This is a genomic window from Pseudomonas sp. AK-TSAG1-1, assembly GCF_056821665.1.
Window position 1 is genome coordinate 815,245 of sequence record NZ_CM165965.1, and the last position, 15,150, is coordinate 830,394.

Here is a 15,150-nt window from a genome sequence, read left to right on the forward strand (position 1 = left end):
AAGCGTAGGCGCTGTAGGTGAGGCCGTCGAATCGGCCAGGTGCAATTTAGCGTTTGTTGCCTCCCAGAGCGCCAGTCAGGCCACCGAGTGCACCGCCCAGACCACCGGTTGCGGTGCCGCCGGTGCTGGTGCCGCCGTTGAGCAGGCCTCCGACGGCAGCGACGGTACCGCCCACGTTGCTGACCACACCACCGACCGCGGTGGTGACCGGGTTGTTGGTGGACGCGATGGTCGCGCCGACTGTGCTGACCGCTCCGCCGACCTGACCGGTGAGGCCGGCGACCGGTGCGCCCAGGCCTGTCGAGGCGCCGACTTGTTGGGTCACGCTGGTGACCGCAGTGGTCACCGGGTTAAGCCCTGCGCCCACCGTGGCACCGACTGTCGCCAGCGGCGAGGTAGTGGCAGTGATCGGTGTGCCCGAACCACCGAGGACGGTGTTGAGCGAAGCAACGGTGTTGCCCAGCGAAGCGGTGGTGACGCCACCGGCACTGACTGCACCGTTGGTGTTGCCGGCGTTCAGACCGCTGCCGACGTTGACTACGGCGCCGCCAACGGTTTGCAGCAAGCCGGTACCGCCCAGCCCGCCACCCAGACCGCCGCCCAGGCCACCACCGGAAGCAGTGCCGTTGTCGACCAGTCCGCCGGCTTTGCCAACCGTGGTGCCGACGTTGGTCAGGGCGCCGCCGACGGTATTGGTCAGGGCATTGCCGCTGCCAGCGCCGGTAACCTGACCGCCGAGACTTTTGACTGCGCCACCGACCTGGCCGATCACGCCATTGAGCGGAGCGCCGAGGCCGGTCGCATCGCCTACTTTGTCGGTGGTGCTTTCAACCATCGCAATCACTGGCACCAGGCTGTTGCCGACGCTCTTGGTCACTGAACCGAGCGGGCCGGTGGTCGTGGCAAGGCTCAGGGTGTCGCCGAGCATGGTGACTTTTTCGCCAACGCCATCGAGCACCGGTGCGACTTTGGTGACCACGCCGCCGACGACTGGAACGCTGCCGGTGGCGGTCGCCAGTTTGCCGCTCAGGTCCGAGACGCCGTTGCCGACATCCGTCACCACGCCGCCCACTGAGGAGGCGGTCACGCCCAGGCCATTGTCGACCGTGCCCAGTTTGCCGATACCGTTGGCCACGCCATTGCCCAGCGTGCTGACCACATTGCCGGCGGTGTTGGCCGCGCTTTGCACGACGCCACCGACGACCGGAACGGTGCTCAGCGAATCGCCGACCTGGCCGACGCCGTCGCCGACGCCGCTGACCGTTTTGCCAACATCCTGCACCAGGGTCGTGGTCACCAATGGGGTAGTGGTCGGGCCCGTCGGATCAGTTCCGCCTGTGCCACCTGTGCCACCTGTGCCTCCGGTTCCTCCAGTGCCACCGGTACCACCCGTGCCGCCAGTGCCGGTGCCACCTGTACCGCCCGTACCACCTGTGCCAGCGGTGCCCGTGCCTCCGGTTCCTCCTGTGCCTCCTGTGCCACTCGTGCCACCGGTTCCGCCTGTGCCGGCGGTTCCTCCGGTTCCGGTATCCGAACCACCGGTTCCGCCGGTTCCGCTGGTACCACCGCTGCCTGCTGCCGCACTGTCTGGCGAAGAGCTGCCGGAGCTGCTGTGATGGCCGCCACCGCCGCTGCTGCAGCCTGCCAGGCCAAGGGAGAGGATCAATGCCAGCGCTGTTGCCGATTTGCACCACACTTGAGTTTTCATGATTGAGATTCCTTGCACCTGTAACAACATTCGTCGTTTTCGATGGCTCACCGATCTGTTGCCGGTAATGCCTCGTCCGTGGTGCCAATCTCGATCGCGCCGCCGCTTCCTGCCATTCTCAAGTTGGTATTAACGCCTTTATATATAAGGCGCTGCACAGCGCCTAAGGACTAATACCGAGGATATAAACGCGCAAAAAAAAGCCTTTAAAATCAAGGCTGGGTGTTTTTCAGGGCGCGGTGCACGGCGCGGAAAAACTTAAGTGATATACACACAATTTACAGGCTTGCCGGGCTCCCGGCGGATGGAAAACCCGAGGCGAGGGCTCAGGCAATCGGCTGCCACTGTCCGACCATGTGCTCCAGATCCCCCGCGCCGATCAGGCGTAATTCTCCACTCGACCCCGGCGCACTTGCCAGCAGCGAAACCTCACTGGGCAAGCGCACCGGTTTGCGAAAGTGCACTGCCACTTCAAGGTTGGCCCTGGGCAAGTGATCGGCCAGCGCCGCGAGGGTTCGCGCCTTGTTCCACAGTCCATGGGCAATCGCGGTGGGAAAGCCGAACAGTTTGGCGCTGGCGGCGCTCAGGTGGATCGGGTTGTAGTCGCCGGAAACTTTGGCGTATTGCCGACCGATGTCGGCCGGCGTTTTCCATTGCGCCACTTGCGTCAACACCTGCGAGGGCTCCCAAATGTGCTCGACAGGTTCACCATCAAGCTTCACCCCGCGACAGAGCATCTGGCTTTCGGCTTCCCACAGCGGTCCGAGTTGATCATCCAGAGTGGTCAGCACATCGAAGGTCGCACCTTTGGGATGCGGTTGCAGGTTGTGCACCCGGACACTGACTTGCGCGCGACTGATTCCGCCCATCGGCCGCAAGACACGGATACGGTTGCTCAGGTGAATAAGCCCCAACAGAGGGAACGGAAAGTCCTTGGCGGTGAGCAATTGCATTTGCAGGGCGAACGCGAGGATGTGTGGATAGGTCGGCGGCAACAGGCCGTCGTCGGCAAAGCCGCAGACCTTGCGATAGGCCGCCAGTTTCTGCGCGTCGACATCGACCCAGCAGCGCAAGCCACTGTCGGGCAGTTGGGTGCCGGTGATCTTGCGGCGCGTCGCGGCCCGCGCATACAGCCCGGGCAAGCTCGGTTCGCGGTCGAGGGTGTGCCATTCAATGCTCATGCCTACGCCCCCAGAACACTTTGTCCACAGACCCGCAGCGCTTGTCCGGTGAACGCGCCGGTACCCGGTTGTGCCAGCCACGCAACGGCTTCGGCGACGTCTTGCGGCAAGCCGCCCTGGCCCAGCGAACTCATGCGCCGCCCGGCCTCACGCAGACCGAACGGGATGTGCGCGGTCATCTGGGTTTCGATGAAGCCCGGTGCCACGGCGTTGATGCTGATGCCGCGTTCGAGCAGCGTGGGCGCCCACGCCTGGGCCAGGCCGATCAACCCGGCCTTGCTGGCCGCGTAGTTGGTCTGCCCACGGTTGCCGGCAATGCCGCTGATCGAGGCCAGCAGAATCACCCGTGCATTGTCGTGCAGGGTGCCGCTGTCGAGCAGGGCTTTGGTCAGCACTTGCGGGGCATTGAGGTTGACCGCCAGCACCGCGTCCCAGAATTCCGGGGTCATGTTGGCCAGGGTCTTGTCGCGGGTGATCCCGGCGTTGTGCACCAGAATGTCGAGACCGTCCGGCAGGTGTTCGATCAGTTGCGTAGCGGCGTCTTCGGCGCAGATGTCGAGGGTGATCGCGCGGCCACCGAGGCGTGCGGCGAGGGCTTCCAGATCAGTCTTGGCCGGCGGTACGTCGAGCAGGATCACCTCGGCGCCATCACGGGCCAGGGTCTCGGCAATCGATGCGCCGATGCCGCGTGCTGCGCCGGTGACCAGCGCCTTGCGTCCGGCCAATGGACGGGTCCAGTCGGTGACTGGGGTGGCGCACGCGGTCAGGCGAATCACCTGCCCGGAGACAAAGGCACTTTTCGGCGAAAGAAAAAATCGCAGCGGGCCTTCCAGTTGTTCCTCGGCACCGTCACCGACATAGATCAGTTGCAGCGTGCCGCCACTGCGCAGCTCCTTGGCCAGCGAGCGCGAGAAACCTTCGAGCGCCCGTTGCGCACTGGACGCAAAGGGATCGCGCAGGATTTCCGGGGCGCGACCGAGAATCACCAGATGCGCGCTGTGTTCGAGATTCTTCATCAGCGGCTGGAAGAATTCGCGCAGTTGTTTGAGCTGGTCGGTGTGCTGCAGGTCGCTGGCGTCGAACACCACGGCCTTGAGTTTCGGGCCGTGGCCCGGAATCCACGCGGTGGCCATCGAGGGTTCGGTGCCATAGCTGTAGATCGCATCGGTCAGGCGGTTGGCGAACGCATTGACCCGTTCGGCCAGCGGCCCGCCGCCGATCAGCAGTGCACCGTCCACCGGCCGCAGGCGCCCGGCCTGCCAGCGTTCCAGCCGCACCGGCGACGGCAGGCCCAAAGCCCCGACCAAACGGTGGCCGATGGATGAGTTGGCGAAGTCGATATAGCGGTCAGACATGGAACGCTCTCCAAAAGTTGGGGTTCAAAGTGTGGACTACCAACGGCAATCAATCGTTCGATCCACGCAATAAGGCCTACGCTAGATCACTGAGGTTTAGCAGGTCTTGCAGATAAATGCGGTTCATGTGGCAGCGAGCCTGCTCGCGAAGGCGGTGCAGCAGGCCCTGAATATGCCGGCCTCTTCGCGAGCAGGCTCGCTCCCACAGGGGATTGTGCAAATTTCGACCATTTGGAAAAGGAGCTTTTCATGAGTCAGCTGCGCCGCGTCGCCATCATCGGTGGTAACCGTATCCCTTTCGCCCGTTCCAACGGGCCGTACGCCACTGCCAGCAATCAGGTGATGCTCACCGCTGCCCTCGAAGGCCTGATCGAACGCTACAACCTGCACGGCCTGCGCATCGGCGAAGTGGTCGCGGGTGCGGTGCTTAAATTGTCACGGGATATGAACCTGACACGCGAATGCGTGCTCGGCTCACGACTGTCGCCCACCACCCCGGCCTATGACATCCAGCAAGCCTGCGGCACCGGGCTGGAAGCGGCGCTGCTGGTGGCGAACAAGATCGCCCTTGGCCAGATCGATTGCGGCATTGCCGGCGGCGTCGATACCACCTCTGACGCCCCCATCAGCGTCAGCGAAGGCCTGCGCAAGATTCTTCTGCAGGCCAACCGCGCCAAGACCACCGGCGACAAGCTGAAGACCTTTCTGCAACTGCGACCGCGACACCTGATCCCGGAGTTCCCGCGCAACGGCGAGCCACGCACCGGTCTGTCGATGGGGCAACACTGCGAGCTGATGGCGCAGACCTGGAACATCCCCCGTGAAGCGCAGGATCAACTGGCCCTCGAAAGCCATCACAAACTCGCCGCCTCCTACAGCGAAGGCTGGCACAACGACCTGATGACGCCGTTCCTCGGCCTGACCCGCGACAACAACCTGCGCCCGGACCTGACCCTGGATAAACTCGCCGCGCTCAAACCGGCCTTCGAAAAAAGCGCTAAAGGCACGCTGACGGCGGGCAACTCCACGCCGCTCACCGACGGTGCTTCGGTGGTTCTGCTGGCGAGTGAGGAATGGGCGAAGGAACGTGGCTTGCCGATCCTTGCGTATCTGCGCGACGGCGAAGCGGCGGCGGTGGACTTCGTCAACGGCGCCGAAGGTCTGCTGATGGCCCCGGTGTACGCGGTGCCGCGTCTGCTGGCGCGCAACGGCCTGACCTTGCAGGACTTCGACTACTACGAAATTCACGAAGCGTTCGCCGCGCAGGTGCTGTGCACGCTCAAGGCCTGGCAAGACCCGGAATACTGCAAGACCCGCCTCGGGCTGGAGGCGCCGCTGGGTTCGATCGACCGCAGCCGGCTGAACGTCAAAGGCAGTTCGCTGGCGGCGGGGCATCCGTTTGCCGCGACCGGCGGACGGATCGTCGCCAACCTGGCGAAACTGCTGGATGCGGCAGGCAAGGGCCGAGGACTGATCTCGATCTGCGCCGCGGGCGGCCAGGGCGTCACCGCGATCATCGAACGCTGAGCATCGTTTGCTGTGGGAGCGGGCTTGCTCGCGAAGGGGCCGTGTCAGTCGCCGTTATTGTGTCTGACACACAGCCTTCGCGAGCAAGCCCGCTCCCACGGGGATTTGTGCCGTGTCAGATTCTGTCGCAAATGCCCTCGACGGCCGATAACTACAAGCACGGTGTGCTCGGCTATGATCGGCAACGGTCGATTATTTCGGCACAGTGTGTGCATCCACAGGGTTCACAGGTCGGCAACCCCTCCCCGTAGCGCGAGGATTGCCGTATAACGAGTGACATTCGCGTGTTTGGTAATAAAGGACCCACAATAAAAGCTGATGAAGACTCCAAAACGCATTGAACCCCTGATCGAAGACGGTCTGGTCGACGAAGTGCTGCGCCCACTCATGAGTGGTAAAGAAGCAGCTGTTTATGTGGTGCGCTGCGGTAACCAGTTACGTTGCGCGAAGGTCTACAAGGAGGCGAACAAACGCAGTTTCCGCCAGGCGGCCGAGTATCAGGAAGGCCGCAAGGTGCGTAACAGCCGGCAGGCCCGGGCGATGGCCAAGGGCTCCAAGTTCGGTCGCAAAGAGACCGAAGATGCCTGGCAGAACGCCGAAGTCGCGGCGCTGTTCCGTCTGGCCGGTGCCGGCGTGCGAGTGCCCAAGCCGTACGATTTTCTCGATGGCGTGCTGCTGATGGAACTGGTGGCCGACGAGTACGGCGATGCCGCGCCGCGTCTGAACGACGTGGTGCTGGAGCCGGATCAGGCCCGTGAGTATCACGCGTTCCTGATCTCGCAGATCGTGCTGATGTTGTGTACCGGTCTGGTGCACGGTGACCTCTCGGAGTTCAACGTGCTGCTGACGCCGACAGGCCCTGTGATCATCGACCTGCCGCAGGCCGTGGATGCGGCGGGCAACAACCACGCGTTCAGCATGCTGGAGCGGGATGTGGGCAACATGGCTTCGTACTTCGGGCGCTTTGCCCCGGAGCTGAAACAGACCCGCTACGCGAAAGAAATGTGGGCGCTGTACGAAGCCGGCACCTTGCACCCCAACAGCGTACTGACCGGCGAATTTGACGATCCGGAAGATCTGGCTGACGTCGGCGGCGTGTTGCGCGAGATCGAGGCGGCGCGTCTGGATGAAGAGCGCAAGCAGGCGATCCGTGCAGCGGATGACGAGCCGAAAGGCAAGTCCGACGAACCGCCTCCGCCACCGTGGATGCAGTAAGCGTTAAAAAAAAACCGGCTTCGGCCGGTTTTTTTGTGCCTGCCCCATTGCCGGAACCACCGCAGATCCCCTGTGGGAGCGGGCTTGCTCGCGAAGGCTGTGTGTCAGGCAGCAATGATCGCGGCTGACACGGCCCCTTCGCGAGCAAGCCCGCTTCCACAGGTTCTATGGTGTTCTTGAAATGTGTATGGGAGTCTTGTCAGCCCCCGCACACTCAAGGATTGAATGTGAACGCCCGCCTGATCATCACCGCCCGCCTGATCTCCGACTTCGGCGCTTTCCTCAACATGGTCGCGCTGGCAACTTACGTCTACCTGCTGAGCAACAGCGCCATGAGCGTCGGGATCTTCCTCGCCAGCCGTGTCGGCGGGGGGATTTTTGCCAGTCTGATCGGCACGCGCTTCTATCGGCGCTGGAGTGGCCGGGTGCCGTTGATCGCCTTCGATCTGTTGCGTGCGGTGCTGCTCGGCGGGCTGTTGATTGTGCCGGTCAGCCAGCAGGCGTTGCTGTTGCCGGTAGTCGCCTTCGGCCTGGGCTTTGGCAACTCGATGTTTGCCATCGGCCTCAACAGTCAGTTGCCGCGGCTGATCGAACCAGATCAGTTGCTGAAAACCAATGCCTGGATCACCTCGGCGTCATCGGTGGCCATGGTGGGTGGCAGCCTGGTCTCCGGTTTGCTGGTGGCGGCATTCGGCTTCGAAACGGTGTTCGCACTCAACGCACTGACCTATTTGCTGGCCGCGCTGTTGGTCGCACCGTTGCGCTTCGCCGTGTCAGCGATCGACGAACAATCGGCCAGCGAACGCAACGAATGGTCAGCCCTCAGACAAGGCCTGCGCAGTGCCCCGGTGATCGCGGCGATGCTAGCCGTGACCATGGCCGACACCCTGGGCAGCGCTGCGCACAACGTCGGTTTCCCGATCATTTCCAGACTGCTGACACCGGACTCTGCCAGCACCACGCTGGGCCTGATGCTGGCGGTGTGGGCCAGCGGCAAACTGCTCGGCGCGCGGATCGCCAGTCGCCTCGAAGGCTCGGACAACCGCCACCTGGAGCGGCGGTTTTTCTTCGGCGTGGCGTTGATGTCCTGCGGCTTCATCCTGATGTTCCAGCAGCACAGCCTCTATGGTCTGTTGCTGTTTTCCCTGCCTGCCGGGTTGGGCGACGGCTTTTCCGAGGTCGGCCTGATGTCGCGCCTGCAACGCGAACCGGAGCATCTGCGCCTGCCAATCTTCAGCTTCCTGACCTTGCTGCAAATGACCGGGTTCGGCGTCGGCATGCTGATTGCCGCGCCGTTCTATGGCTGGTGGACACCGGGTGCCGTGGTGCTGCTGTTCCACGGCATCCCGCTCAGTACGTTGTTGACGGTGAAAGGGCTGGCGCTCAGGCGCGAGCGGGTTGCGCGCAGCAGCCCGACGCCAGTTCCTTGAGGATCGGGCAATCGGGGCGATGGTCGCCATTACAGTGCTCGACCAAATCCTGCAGGGTGTCGCGCAACTCGCCGAGTTCGCGGATCTTCTGGTTCAACTCGTCGATGTGCTGACGTGCCAGCGCCTTCACATCGGCGCTGGCGCGTTGGCGATCCTGCCAGAGGGTCAGCAGCTTGCCGACTTCTTCCAGAGAAAAGCCCAAGTCCCGCGAGCGCTTGATGAATGCCAGTGTGTGCAGGTCATCATCGCCGTAAACCCGGTAGCCGCTGTCGGTGCGATGGGCGGCCTTGAGCAGGCCGATCGACTCGTAATAGCGGATCATCTTCGCGCTCAGGCCACTGTGCCGGGCCGCTTGGCCGATGTTCATCGGTGCTCCTCCAGATCCTTCGGTTTCCAGGTTTTCAACAGTAGCGCATTGCTCACCACGCTGACGCTCGACAGTGCCATCGCTGCACCGGCCAGCACCGGGTTGAGGAAGCCGAACGCCGCCAACGGAATGCCGATCAGGTTGTAGACGAACGCCCAGAACAGGTTCTGGCGAATCTTCGCGTAGGTCTTGCGGCTGATCTCCAGCGCCGCGGGCACCAGTCGTGGGTCGCCGCGCATCAGGGTGATGCCGGCCGCGTGCATCGCCACGTCGGTGCCGCCGCCCATGGCAATGCCGATGTCCGCTGCGGCCAATGCCGGGGCGTCGTTGATGCCATCGCCGACCATTGCCACCACGCCGGTTTTCTTCAGCTCGGCGACGGTGGCGGCTTTGTCGGCGGGCAGCACTTCGGCGTGCACGTTCAGGATGCCCAAGGCTTGGGCGACGACTTTCGCGCTACCACGGTTGTCGCCCGTCAGCAGATGGCTGTGGATATCTCGGGCGGCCAGTTGCTGCACCGCTTGCAGTGCACCGGGCTTGAGTGTGTCTCCGAACGCGAACAGCCCGAGCACGCGTGGCTCCGGGCTTTGTTCGATCAGCCACGACAAGGTCCGGCCTTCGATTTCCCAGGCCTTGGCAGACTCGGCAAGATTGCCGGCGCTCAGGCCGCTTTCTTCCAGCAACCTCCGGTTGCCCAGCGCCAGGCGCCGACCCTGAAGATTGCCGGCGATACCGCGCCCGGTCAGCGATTGGCTGTCGCTGACATCAGGCACAATCAGGTCGCGCTCGGCGGCTGCGTCCAGCACTGCTTTGGCCAGTGGATGCTCGCTGCCGCGTTGCAGGGCCGCGGCCAGTGTCAGCAGGGTATTTTCATCACCGTCCAGCGCACTGAAATGGGCGATGCGCGGAGTACCGGAAGTCAGCGTACCGGTCTTGTCGAAGACTACGTTGTCGACTTCATGCGCACGTTCCAGCGCCTCGGCATCCTTGATCAGAATTCCGTGACGCGCCGCCACCCCGGTGCCGGCCATGATCGCCGTCGGGGTAGCGAGGCCGAGCGCACAGGGGCACGCGATCACCAGCACGGCGACGGCATTGATCAACGCGGTTTCCATGGGCGCGCCGTACAGCCGCCAGCCAATCAGCGTGGCGAGGGCAATCAGCAACACGGTGGGCACGAACACCTGGCTGACTTTATCCACCAGTTTCTGGATCGGTGCTTTCGCCGCCTGAGCGTCTTCCACCAGGCGGATGATCCGCGCCAGCACGCTTTCTGCGCCAAGGGCGGTGGTGCGCACCAACAGACGACCTTCACCGTTGATCGCGCCGCCGGTGACCTTGTCGCCGGGTTGTTTCGGCACCGGCAGGCTTTCGCCGCTGATCAGCGCTTCATCGGCGTGGCTCTGGCCTTCCAGCACTTCACCGTCGACCGGGAAGCGTTCGCCGGGTTTGACCAAGACTTGATCGTTCAGGCGCAGAGCGCTGATCGCAACGTCCTGCTCGCGGCCGTCGATCACTTGCACCGCCCGTTCCGGGCGCAAAGCTTCCAGAGCGCGGATTGCGCTGGCGGTCTGGCGCTTGGCGCGGCTTTCCAGGTATTTGCCGAGCAGCACCAGGGCGATCACCACCGCCGACGCTTCGAAATACAGATGCGGCATGCGCCCGGCGGCGGTGGCCCACTCGTAGAGGCTCAAGCCATAACCGGCGCTGGTGCCGAGGGCCACCAGCAAGTCCATATTGCCGGCCCCGGCGCGCACGGCTTTCCACGCGGCCACATAAAACCGTGCACCGAAAATGAATTGCACCGGCGTGGCGAGGGCAAATTGCGCCCAGGCCGGGAGCATCCAGTGAATGCCGAACGGTTGCAGCAACATCGGCAACACCAGCGGCAATGCCAGAGCGATCGCGCAGATCAGCGCCCAGCGCTCATGTTGCAGGCGCTGTTGCTGGTTATCGGTTTGTGGGTGTTCTGCCTGCCAGACGCTGGCCGAGTAACCGGCCTTGCTCACGGCGTCGAGCAACGCTTGTGGATCGACCTGACCGAGCAGCTCGAGGTGCGCGCGTTCGTTGGCGAGGTTGACGCTGACGTTCTTCACCCCGGGGACTTTGTTCAGGGCGCGTTCGACACGCCCGGCGCATGACGCGCAGGTCATGCCTTCAATGTTCAGTTCGATCGTTTGCTGCGGCACGCTGTAACCGGCGCGTTCCACTGCCTCCATCAACGCCGGCAAGCTGTCGCCGGGGGCCTGGACGCGAGCCTGTTCGGTGGCGAGATTGACACTGACGGCACTGGCGCCGCTGACTTTGCTCAACGCCCGCTCGACACGCCCGGCGCAACTGGCGCAGGTCATGCCGGCGATCGGCAGATCGAAAGTAATGGAATCGGACATCGGTCGTACTCCCTGTAGTAGATGCCTACAAGGATCAACCTTGCCATGCGGGCAAGGTCAAGCGCCAATCTTTGACTCATTACAAAACCAATGTGGGAGCGGGCTTGCTCGCGAAAGTAATGTGTCAGTCACTATCATCGCTGAATGACACACCGCATTCGCGAGCAGGCCCGCTCCCACAATTTGTGGTTTTGCTTAGTATTCGAGGGCGGCAGGTCGCAGGTACAAACCTTTGGCAGACGTTGCGATCCGGTACTTCACCACGTCCCCGGCCTTGAGCGTGATCTCCTGAGCCGGCGGCGCCAGCATGCCTGGTTTGCAACCGGGCACCTGGCTCGGCTCAAGTTTCAGGCGGATGGAGAACGTGCCATGTTGCAGGTTGAACGAGGTGGACTGCTCCTGCAGCAGGCGCCCGGCAAACTGATCCTGGATATACACACCGATCTCGCAGGAGGTCGGCACTTCGAGGCGCTCGCGCGAGATGATCAGAACGGCGTAGTCCTCGCCGGTCGCGTTGGCCTGGGGCAGGGCGGCGAACAGGCTGAGCAAGCCAAACAGGCTGAAAGCTGACCAGCGCATGGCTGAATCTCCTGAATTTGAGTCATTGATGCACGCAGCTTGGCTGAGCGCGACGCCGAATGCCAGCCCGGCAGTTTTTTGCAGAACTTGACCTTGCCATGGTGGCAAGCTCGACACTGCCGGCAACCTCACTCAAAGGAGTCAATCCATGCAAGTGTTCAACGTTCAAGGCATGTCCTGCGGTCATTGTGTCAAGGCCATCACCAACGCCGTGCAAGCGAAGGATCCGGCGGCCAGCGTGCGTGTCGATCTGGCGGCCAAAGAGGTTGGTGTCGAAAGTGCGCTGAGTGCCGAGCAGGTCATTGAGGTCATCAGCGAAGAAGGCTACGCCGTCAAACTCGCCTGATGTTTTTATAGTTAGCGAGCTATCGGAATGTTCAAGGCGTCCGGGCGCGGCTAGACTGTCGGGCTGCCGACTTGCCAACCTGGATGCCTGATGAACTTCCGTACCATTCTGATTCTCGGTGCCTTGACCGCCTTCGGGCCCTTGGCGATCGACTTCTATCTACCTGCATTTCCTTCCATGGCGCTGGCGTTCGGCACCGATGAGAAGCACGTGCAGATGACGCTGGCAGCCTATTTCGCCGGGTTGTCGATTGGCCAACTGGCTTATGGTCCAGTGGCGGATCGCTTTGGCCGGCGCATTCCGTTGCTCACCGGTCTGGCGTTGTTCACGCTGGCGTCGCTGGCCTGTGCGTATGCGCCGAATCTGGAATGGCTGATCGGTGCGCGCTTTGTCCAGGCGTTGGGCGGCTGTGCGGGGATGGTGATTTCCCGGGCGGTGGTCAGCGACAAGTGCGACGCCGTGGGGTCGGCGAAAGTCTTTTCGCAGTTGATGCTGGTGATGGGCCTGGCACCGATTCTGGCACCAATGCTCGGCGGCTTGCTGGTCAACACCACGGGCTGGCAGTCGATCTTCCTCGTCCTCACCGGGTTCAGCGCCCTGGCTGGACTGGCGGTGGCGCTCGGCCTGCCGGAAAGCATGCCGGCACATATGCCGCGTCAGCCGTTGTCCGGTGCACTGCGCCAGTACGGCCGCCTGCTGCAGGATCGGGTCTATCTCGGTCATGCCCTGACCGGCGGTATCGCCATTGCCGGGATGTTCGCTTACATCGCCGGCTCACCGTTCATCTTCATCAAGCTGTACGGCGTGCCGGCCGAGCATTTCGGCTGGTTGTTCGGCACTAACGCGGCGGGGTTCATTCTGGTGGCGCAGGTCAATGCGCGACTGCTGGCCAAGCGTGGCCCGGCATTTCTGCTGTCGAGGGCGGTCTGGGTTTACCTGTGTGCCGGGCTGGCGCTGCTTGCGGTGAGTGTCCTGCACACCGAAGCCTTGTGGCCGCTTCTGATTCCATTGTTTATCTGTGTCTCCAGCCTTGGCTGCATCAGCCCCAACGCAGCCGCCTGTGCAATGAATGGTCAAGGCGCTCGCGCCGGCAGTGCCTCGGCGTTGCTCGGCTGCATGCAGTTCAGCGTCGCCGCCGGTGCTTCGGCACTGGTGGGGGTATTGCACGACGGCACCGCCGTGCCGATGGCCATGGTCATCAGCCTGTGCGGTTTATTGGTCGTGAGCGTCGCGATGCTCACCCGCCGCTTGCAGAATGCCCGGGCATTGGCGCAAGCGCAGGCCGAGGCGTAAAAGGCTCAGCCAGCCGCGCGTTGCTGGCTGCGGTCGGGAATCTGATGGGGCGCGCAGAGTCGCGCTTCGAGGGTGCGGGTGAAGGCCAAGGCTTCGGCTTCACTGCGAAATGTCACGGCGTGCTGGTCCAGACGAACCTGCCATTGAGACTTTGCCACTTCTTTTATCAGGATCTTCATTGCTGACCTCCCTTGTGTAAAAGATGCATCGCAGAGGTTTCGATTGTAGACCTGAATACGATCGCATTTGTGACAACGGTCAAGCATCTGACTGACGGCAAAAAGCAGCGCCAGCCCTTATGGGAGCTGACGCTGGTCATGACCTTCAGATTCTCAGAAACTTTCTAAAACAATTTTGCCCTTGTCTTTGCCACTTTCCAGCAGCTCATGCGCACGACGCAGGTTCGCCGCATTGATCGTGCCGAAATGCTCGCCCACCGTGGTCTTCAGTGTCCCCGCATCAATCAGTTCGGCCACGCGGTTGAGCAGTTTGTGCTGCTCGATCATGTCCGGGGTTTCGAACAGCGAGCGGGTATACATGAACTCCCAGTGCAGCGACAGGCTCTTGCGCTTGAGCTTGGTCACGTCCAGCGACTTCGGGTCATCGATCAGTGCCAGTTTGCCTTGCGGTGCCAGGGCCTCGACCAGTTGATCGAGGTGATGATCGGTCTGGGTCAGGCTGGCGACGTGGGTCACATGGTCGATCCCGGCGCGCTTGAGTTCTTCGCTCAGCGGTTGGCTATGATCGATCACCCGATCGGCGCCCAGCTCAGTCACCCAGTCGCGAGTCTGCGTGCGGGAAGCGGTGCCGATCACCTTCAGGCCGGTCAACTGCCTGGCCAGTTGAGTCAGGATTGAACCCACCCCACCGGCAGCGCCGACGATCAGCAGGCTCTGGCCCTCATCTGTTTTACCTTCGCGAACCTGCAGGCGTTCGAACAGCAGTTCCCAGGCAGTGATGGCGGTCAACGGCAGGGCCGCGGCTTCGGCGAAACCGAGGGACTTGGGCATGTGGCCGACAATCCGCTCATCGACCACGTGCAGCTCGCTGTTACCGCCGGCGCGGGCGATGGAGCCGGCGTAGAACACTTTATCGCCGGCCTTGAACAGGCTCACTTCGCTGCCGACCGCCTTGACCACACCCGCGACGTCCCAGCCGAGGACTTTCGCCGCGCCGTTTTCCGGCGCCACGTTCTGTCGCACCTTGGTGTCGACCGGGTTGACCGAAATGGCTTTGACTTCCACCAGCAGGTCGCGCGGGCCGGCGACCGGTTCTGGCAGCTCGATGTCCTGCAGGGATTTTTCGTCGCTGATCGGCAGGGAAGCGTAATAGGCGATGGCTTTCATGATTGGCTCCGTGACAGTAATAGAAGAACGGCTCAGGCGATGGCGCCCAGGCGTTTCAATTGGAAGTGTTCGATGCAATGCCCCGCAGTCGCCTGGAAGTTCAGGAAATGCGCGCTGGCGTTGTGCGCCAGCAGGATTTCCTCGCCGGCCCAGTGTTCGATCACATAAAAGGTCAGTGGATCGGCCAGGTCGCGGTGCAGGTCGTATTGGCCGCAGCCTGCTTCGGCGCGGCTGGGTGCAACCAGCTCGCGCAGGGCGTTTTCGAGGGTGTCCTGCTGGCCAGGTTTGGCGATCAGGGTAGCGATGGCGGTGAATGGCTGGGACATGCTCGGCTCCAAAGCAGCGGGATGAATTCGATGGAGCAGATGATTGGCTATTTCTCGGCGCGATAAAACCGGCTAAAAGAGCAGTCT

Annotated in this window: 14 protein-coding genes; 5 read left to right on the forward strand and 9 right to left on the reverse strand. The window is 62.7% G+C overall.

Annotated elements, in window-relative coordinates:
* Positions 1–46 precede the first annotated feature (46 nt).
* The 3 genes from AC1UK9_RS03570 to AC1UK9_RS03580 form a co-directional block, all read right to left on the reverse strand.
* Complete coding sequence (locus AC1UK9_RS03570; RefSeq protein WP_482579444.1) at positions 47–1,708, reverse strand: collagen-like triple helix repeat-containing protein; 1,662 nt, start codon at positions 1,706–1,708, stop codon at positions 47–49.
* A gap of 326 nt (positions 1,709–2,034) precedes the next feature.
* Positions 2,035–2,889, reverse strand: a complete 855-nt coding sequence (locus AC1UK9_RS03575; RefSeq protein ID WP_482579446.1) for a MaoC family dehydratase — start codon at positions 2,887–2,889, stop codon at positions 2,035–2,037.
* A gap of 2 nt (positions 2,890–2,891) precedes the next feature.
* Positions 2,892–4,244 carry a 3-oxoacyl-ACP reductase gene (locus AC1UK9_RS03580; protein WP_482579448.1) on the reverse strand — a complete coding sequence of 451 codons (1,353 nt, stop codon included), beginning with the start codon at positions 4,242–4,244 and terminating at the stop codon, positions 2,892–2,894.
* 249 nt (positions 4,245–4,493) lie between these two features.
* Here AC1UK9_RS03580 and AC1UK9_RS03585 point away from each other — a divergent pair, with 249 nt between their 5' ends.
* The 3 genes from AC1UK9_RS03585 to AC1UK9_RS03595 all read left to right on the forward strand — a co-directional run bounded on the left by AC1UK9_RS03585 (position 4,494) and on the right by AC1UK9_RS03595 (position 8,416).
* Positions 4,494–5,771 (forward strand): acetyl-CoA C-acetyltransferase, encoded by a 1,278-nt coding sequence (locus AC1UK9_RS03585; protein ID WP_482579450.1) that lies wholly within the window; start codon positions 4,494–4,496, stop codon positions 5,769–5,771.
* 318 nt (positions 5,772–6,089) lie between these two features.
* On the forward strand, positions 6,090–6,986 hold the full coding sequence (locus AC1UK9_RS03590; protein ID WP_003221347.1) for a PA4780 family RIO1-like protein kinase: 897 nt from the start codon (positions 6,090–6,092) through the stop codon (positions 6,984–6,986).
* Positions 6,987–7,273: 287 nt separating this feature from the next.
* Positions 7,274–8,416: an MFS transporter gene (locus tag AC1UK9_RS03595; protein WP_482580449.1), complete on the forward strand. Its 1,143-nt coding sequence runs from the start codon at positions 7,274–7,276 to the stop codon at positions 8,414–8,416.
* Here the strand turns inward: AC1UK9_RS03595 and cueR are convergent.
* The 3 genes from cueR to AC1UK9_RS03610 all read right to left on the reverse strand — a co-directional run bounded on the left by cueR (position 8,370) and on the right by AC1UK9_RS03610 (position 11,752).
* Entirely contained in the window at positions 8,370–8,783 is a 414-nt protein-coding gene (cueR, locus tag AC1UK9_RS03600) for a Cu(I)-responsive transcriptional regulator (protein WP_025111722.1), read from the reverse strand. The two genes, AC1UK9_RS03595 and cueR, sit on opposite strands and share 47 nt — an antisense overlap.
* On the reverse strand, positions 8,780–11,173 hold the full coding sequence (locus AC1UK9_RS03605; protein WP_482579453.1) for a heavy metal translocating P-type ATPase: 2,394 nt from the start codon (positions 11,171–11,173) through the stop codon (positions 8,780–8,782). The genes cueR and AC1UK9_RS03605 overlap by 4 nt, the downstream gene beginning before the upstream one ends.
* 195 nt (positions 11,174–11,368) lie before the next feature.
* Positions 11,369–11,752, reverse strand: coding sequence for a hypothetical protein (locus AC1UK9_RS03610; RefSeq protein ID WP_025111720.1), 384 nt, complete (start codon positions 11,750–11,752; stop codon positions 11,369–11,371).
* A gap of 148 nt (positions 11,753–11,900) precedes the next feature.
* Here AC1UK9_RS03610 and AC1UK9_RS03615 point away from each other — a divergent pair, with 148 nt between their 5' ends.
* Positions 11,901–12,098 (forward strand): cation transporter, encoded by a 198-nt coding sequence (locus AC1UK9_RS03615; protein WP_025111719.1) that lies wholly within the window; start codon positions 11,901–11,903, stop codon positions 12,096–12,098.
* 90 nt (positions 12,099–12,188) lie between these two features.
* Complete coding sequence (locus AC1UK9_RS03620) at positions 12,189–13,391, forward strand: multidrug effflux MFS transporter (protein WP_025111718.1); 1,203 nt, start codon at positions 12,189–12,191, stop codon at positions 13,389–13,391.
* Positions 13,392–13,396: 5 nt separating this feature from the next.
* On the opposite strand, the gene AC1UK9_RS03625 is transcribed toward AC1UK9_RS03620, so the two are convergent.
* From AC1UK9_RS03625 to AC1UK9_RS03635, 3 genes are all read right to left on the reverse strand, one after another.
* Entirely contained in the window at positions 13,397–13,570 is a 174-nt protein-coding gene (locus tag AC1UK9_RS03625; protein ID WP_007914687.1) for a hypothetical protein, read from the reverse strand.
* A 153-nt stretch (positions 13,571–13,723) separates the two neighbouring features.
* Positions 13,724–14,737, reverse strand: a complete 1,014-nt coding sequence (locus AC1UK9_RS03630; RefSeq protein WP_482579456.1) for a zinc-binding alcohol dehydrogenase family protein — start codon at positions 14,735–14,737, stop codon at positions 13,724–13,726.
* A gap of 32 nt (positions 14,738–14,769) precedes the next feature.
* Positions 14,770–15,063 carry a putative quinol monooxygenase gene (locus AC1UK9_RS03635; protein ID WP_025111716.1) on the reverse strand — a complete coding sequence of 98 codons (294 nt, stop codon included), beginning with the start codon at positions 15,061–15,063 and terminating at the stop codon, positions 14,770–14,772.
* Positions 15,064–15,150: the final 87 nt, after the last annotated feature.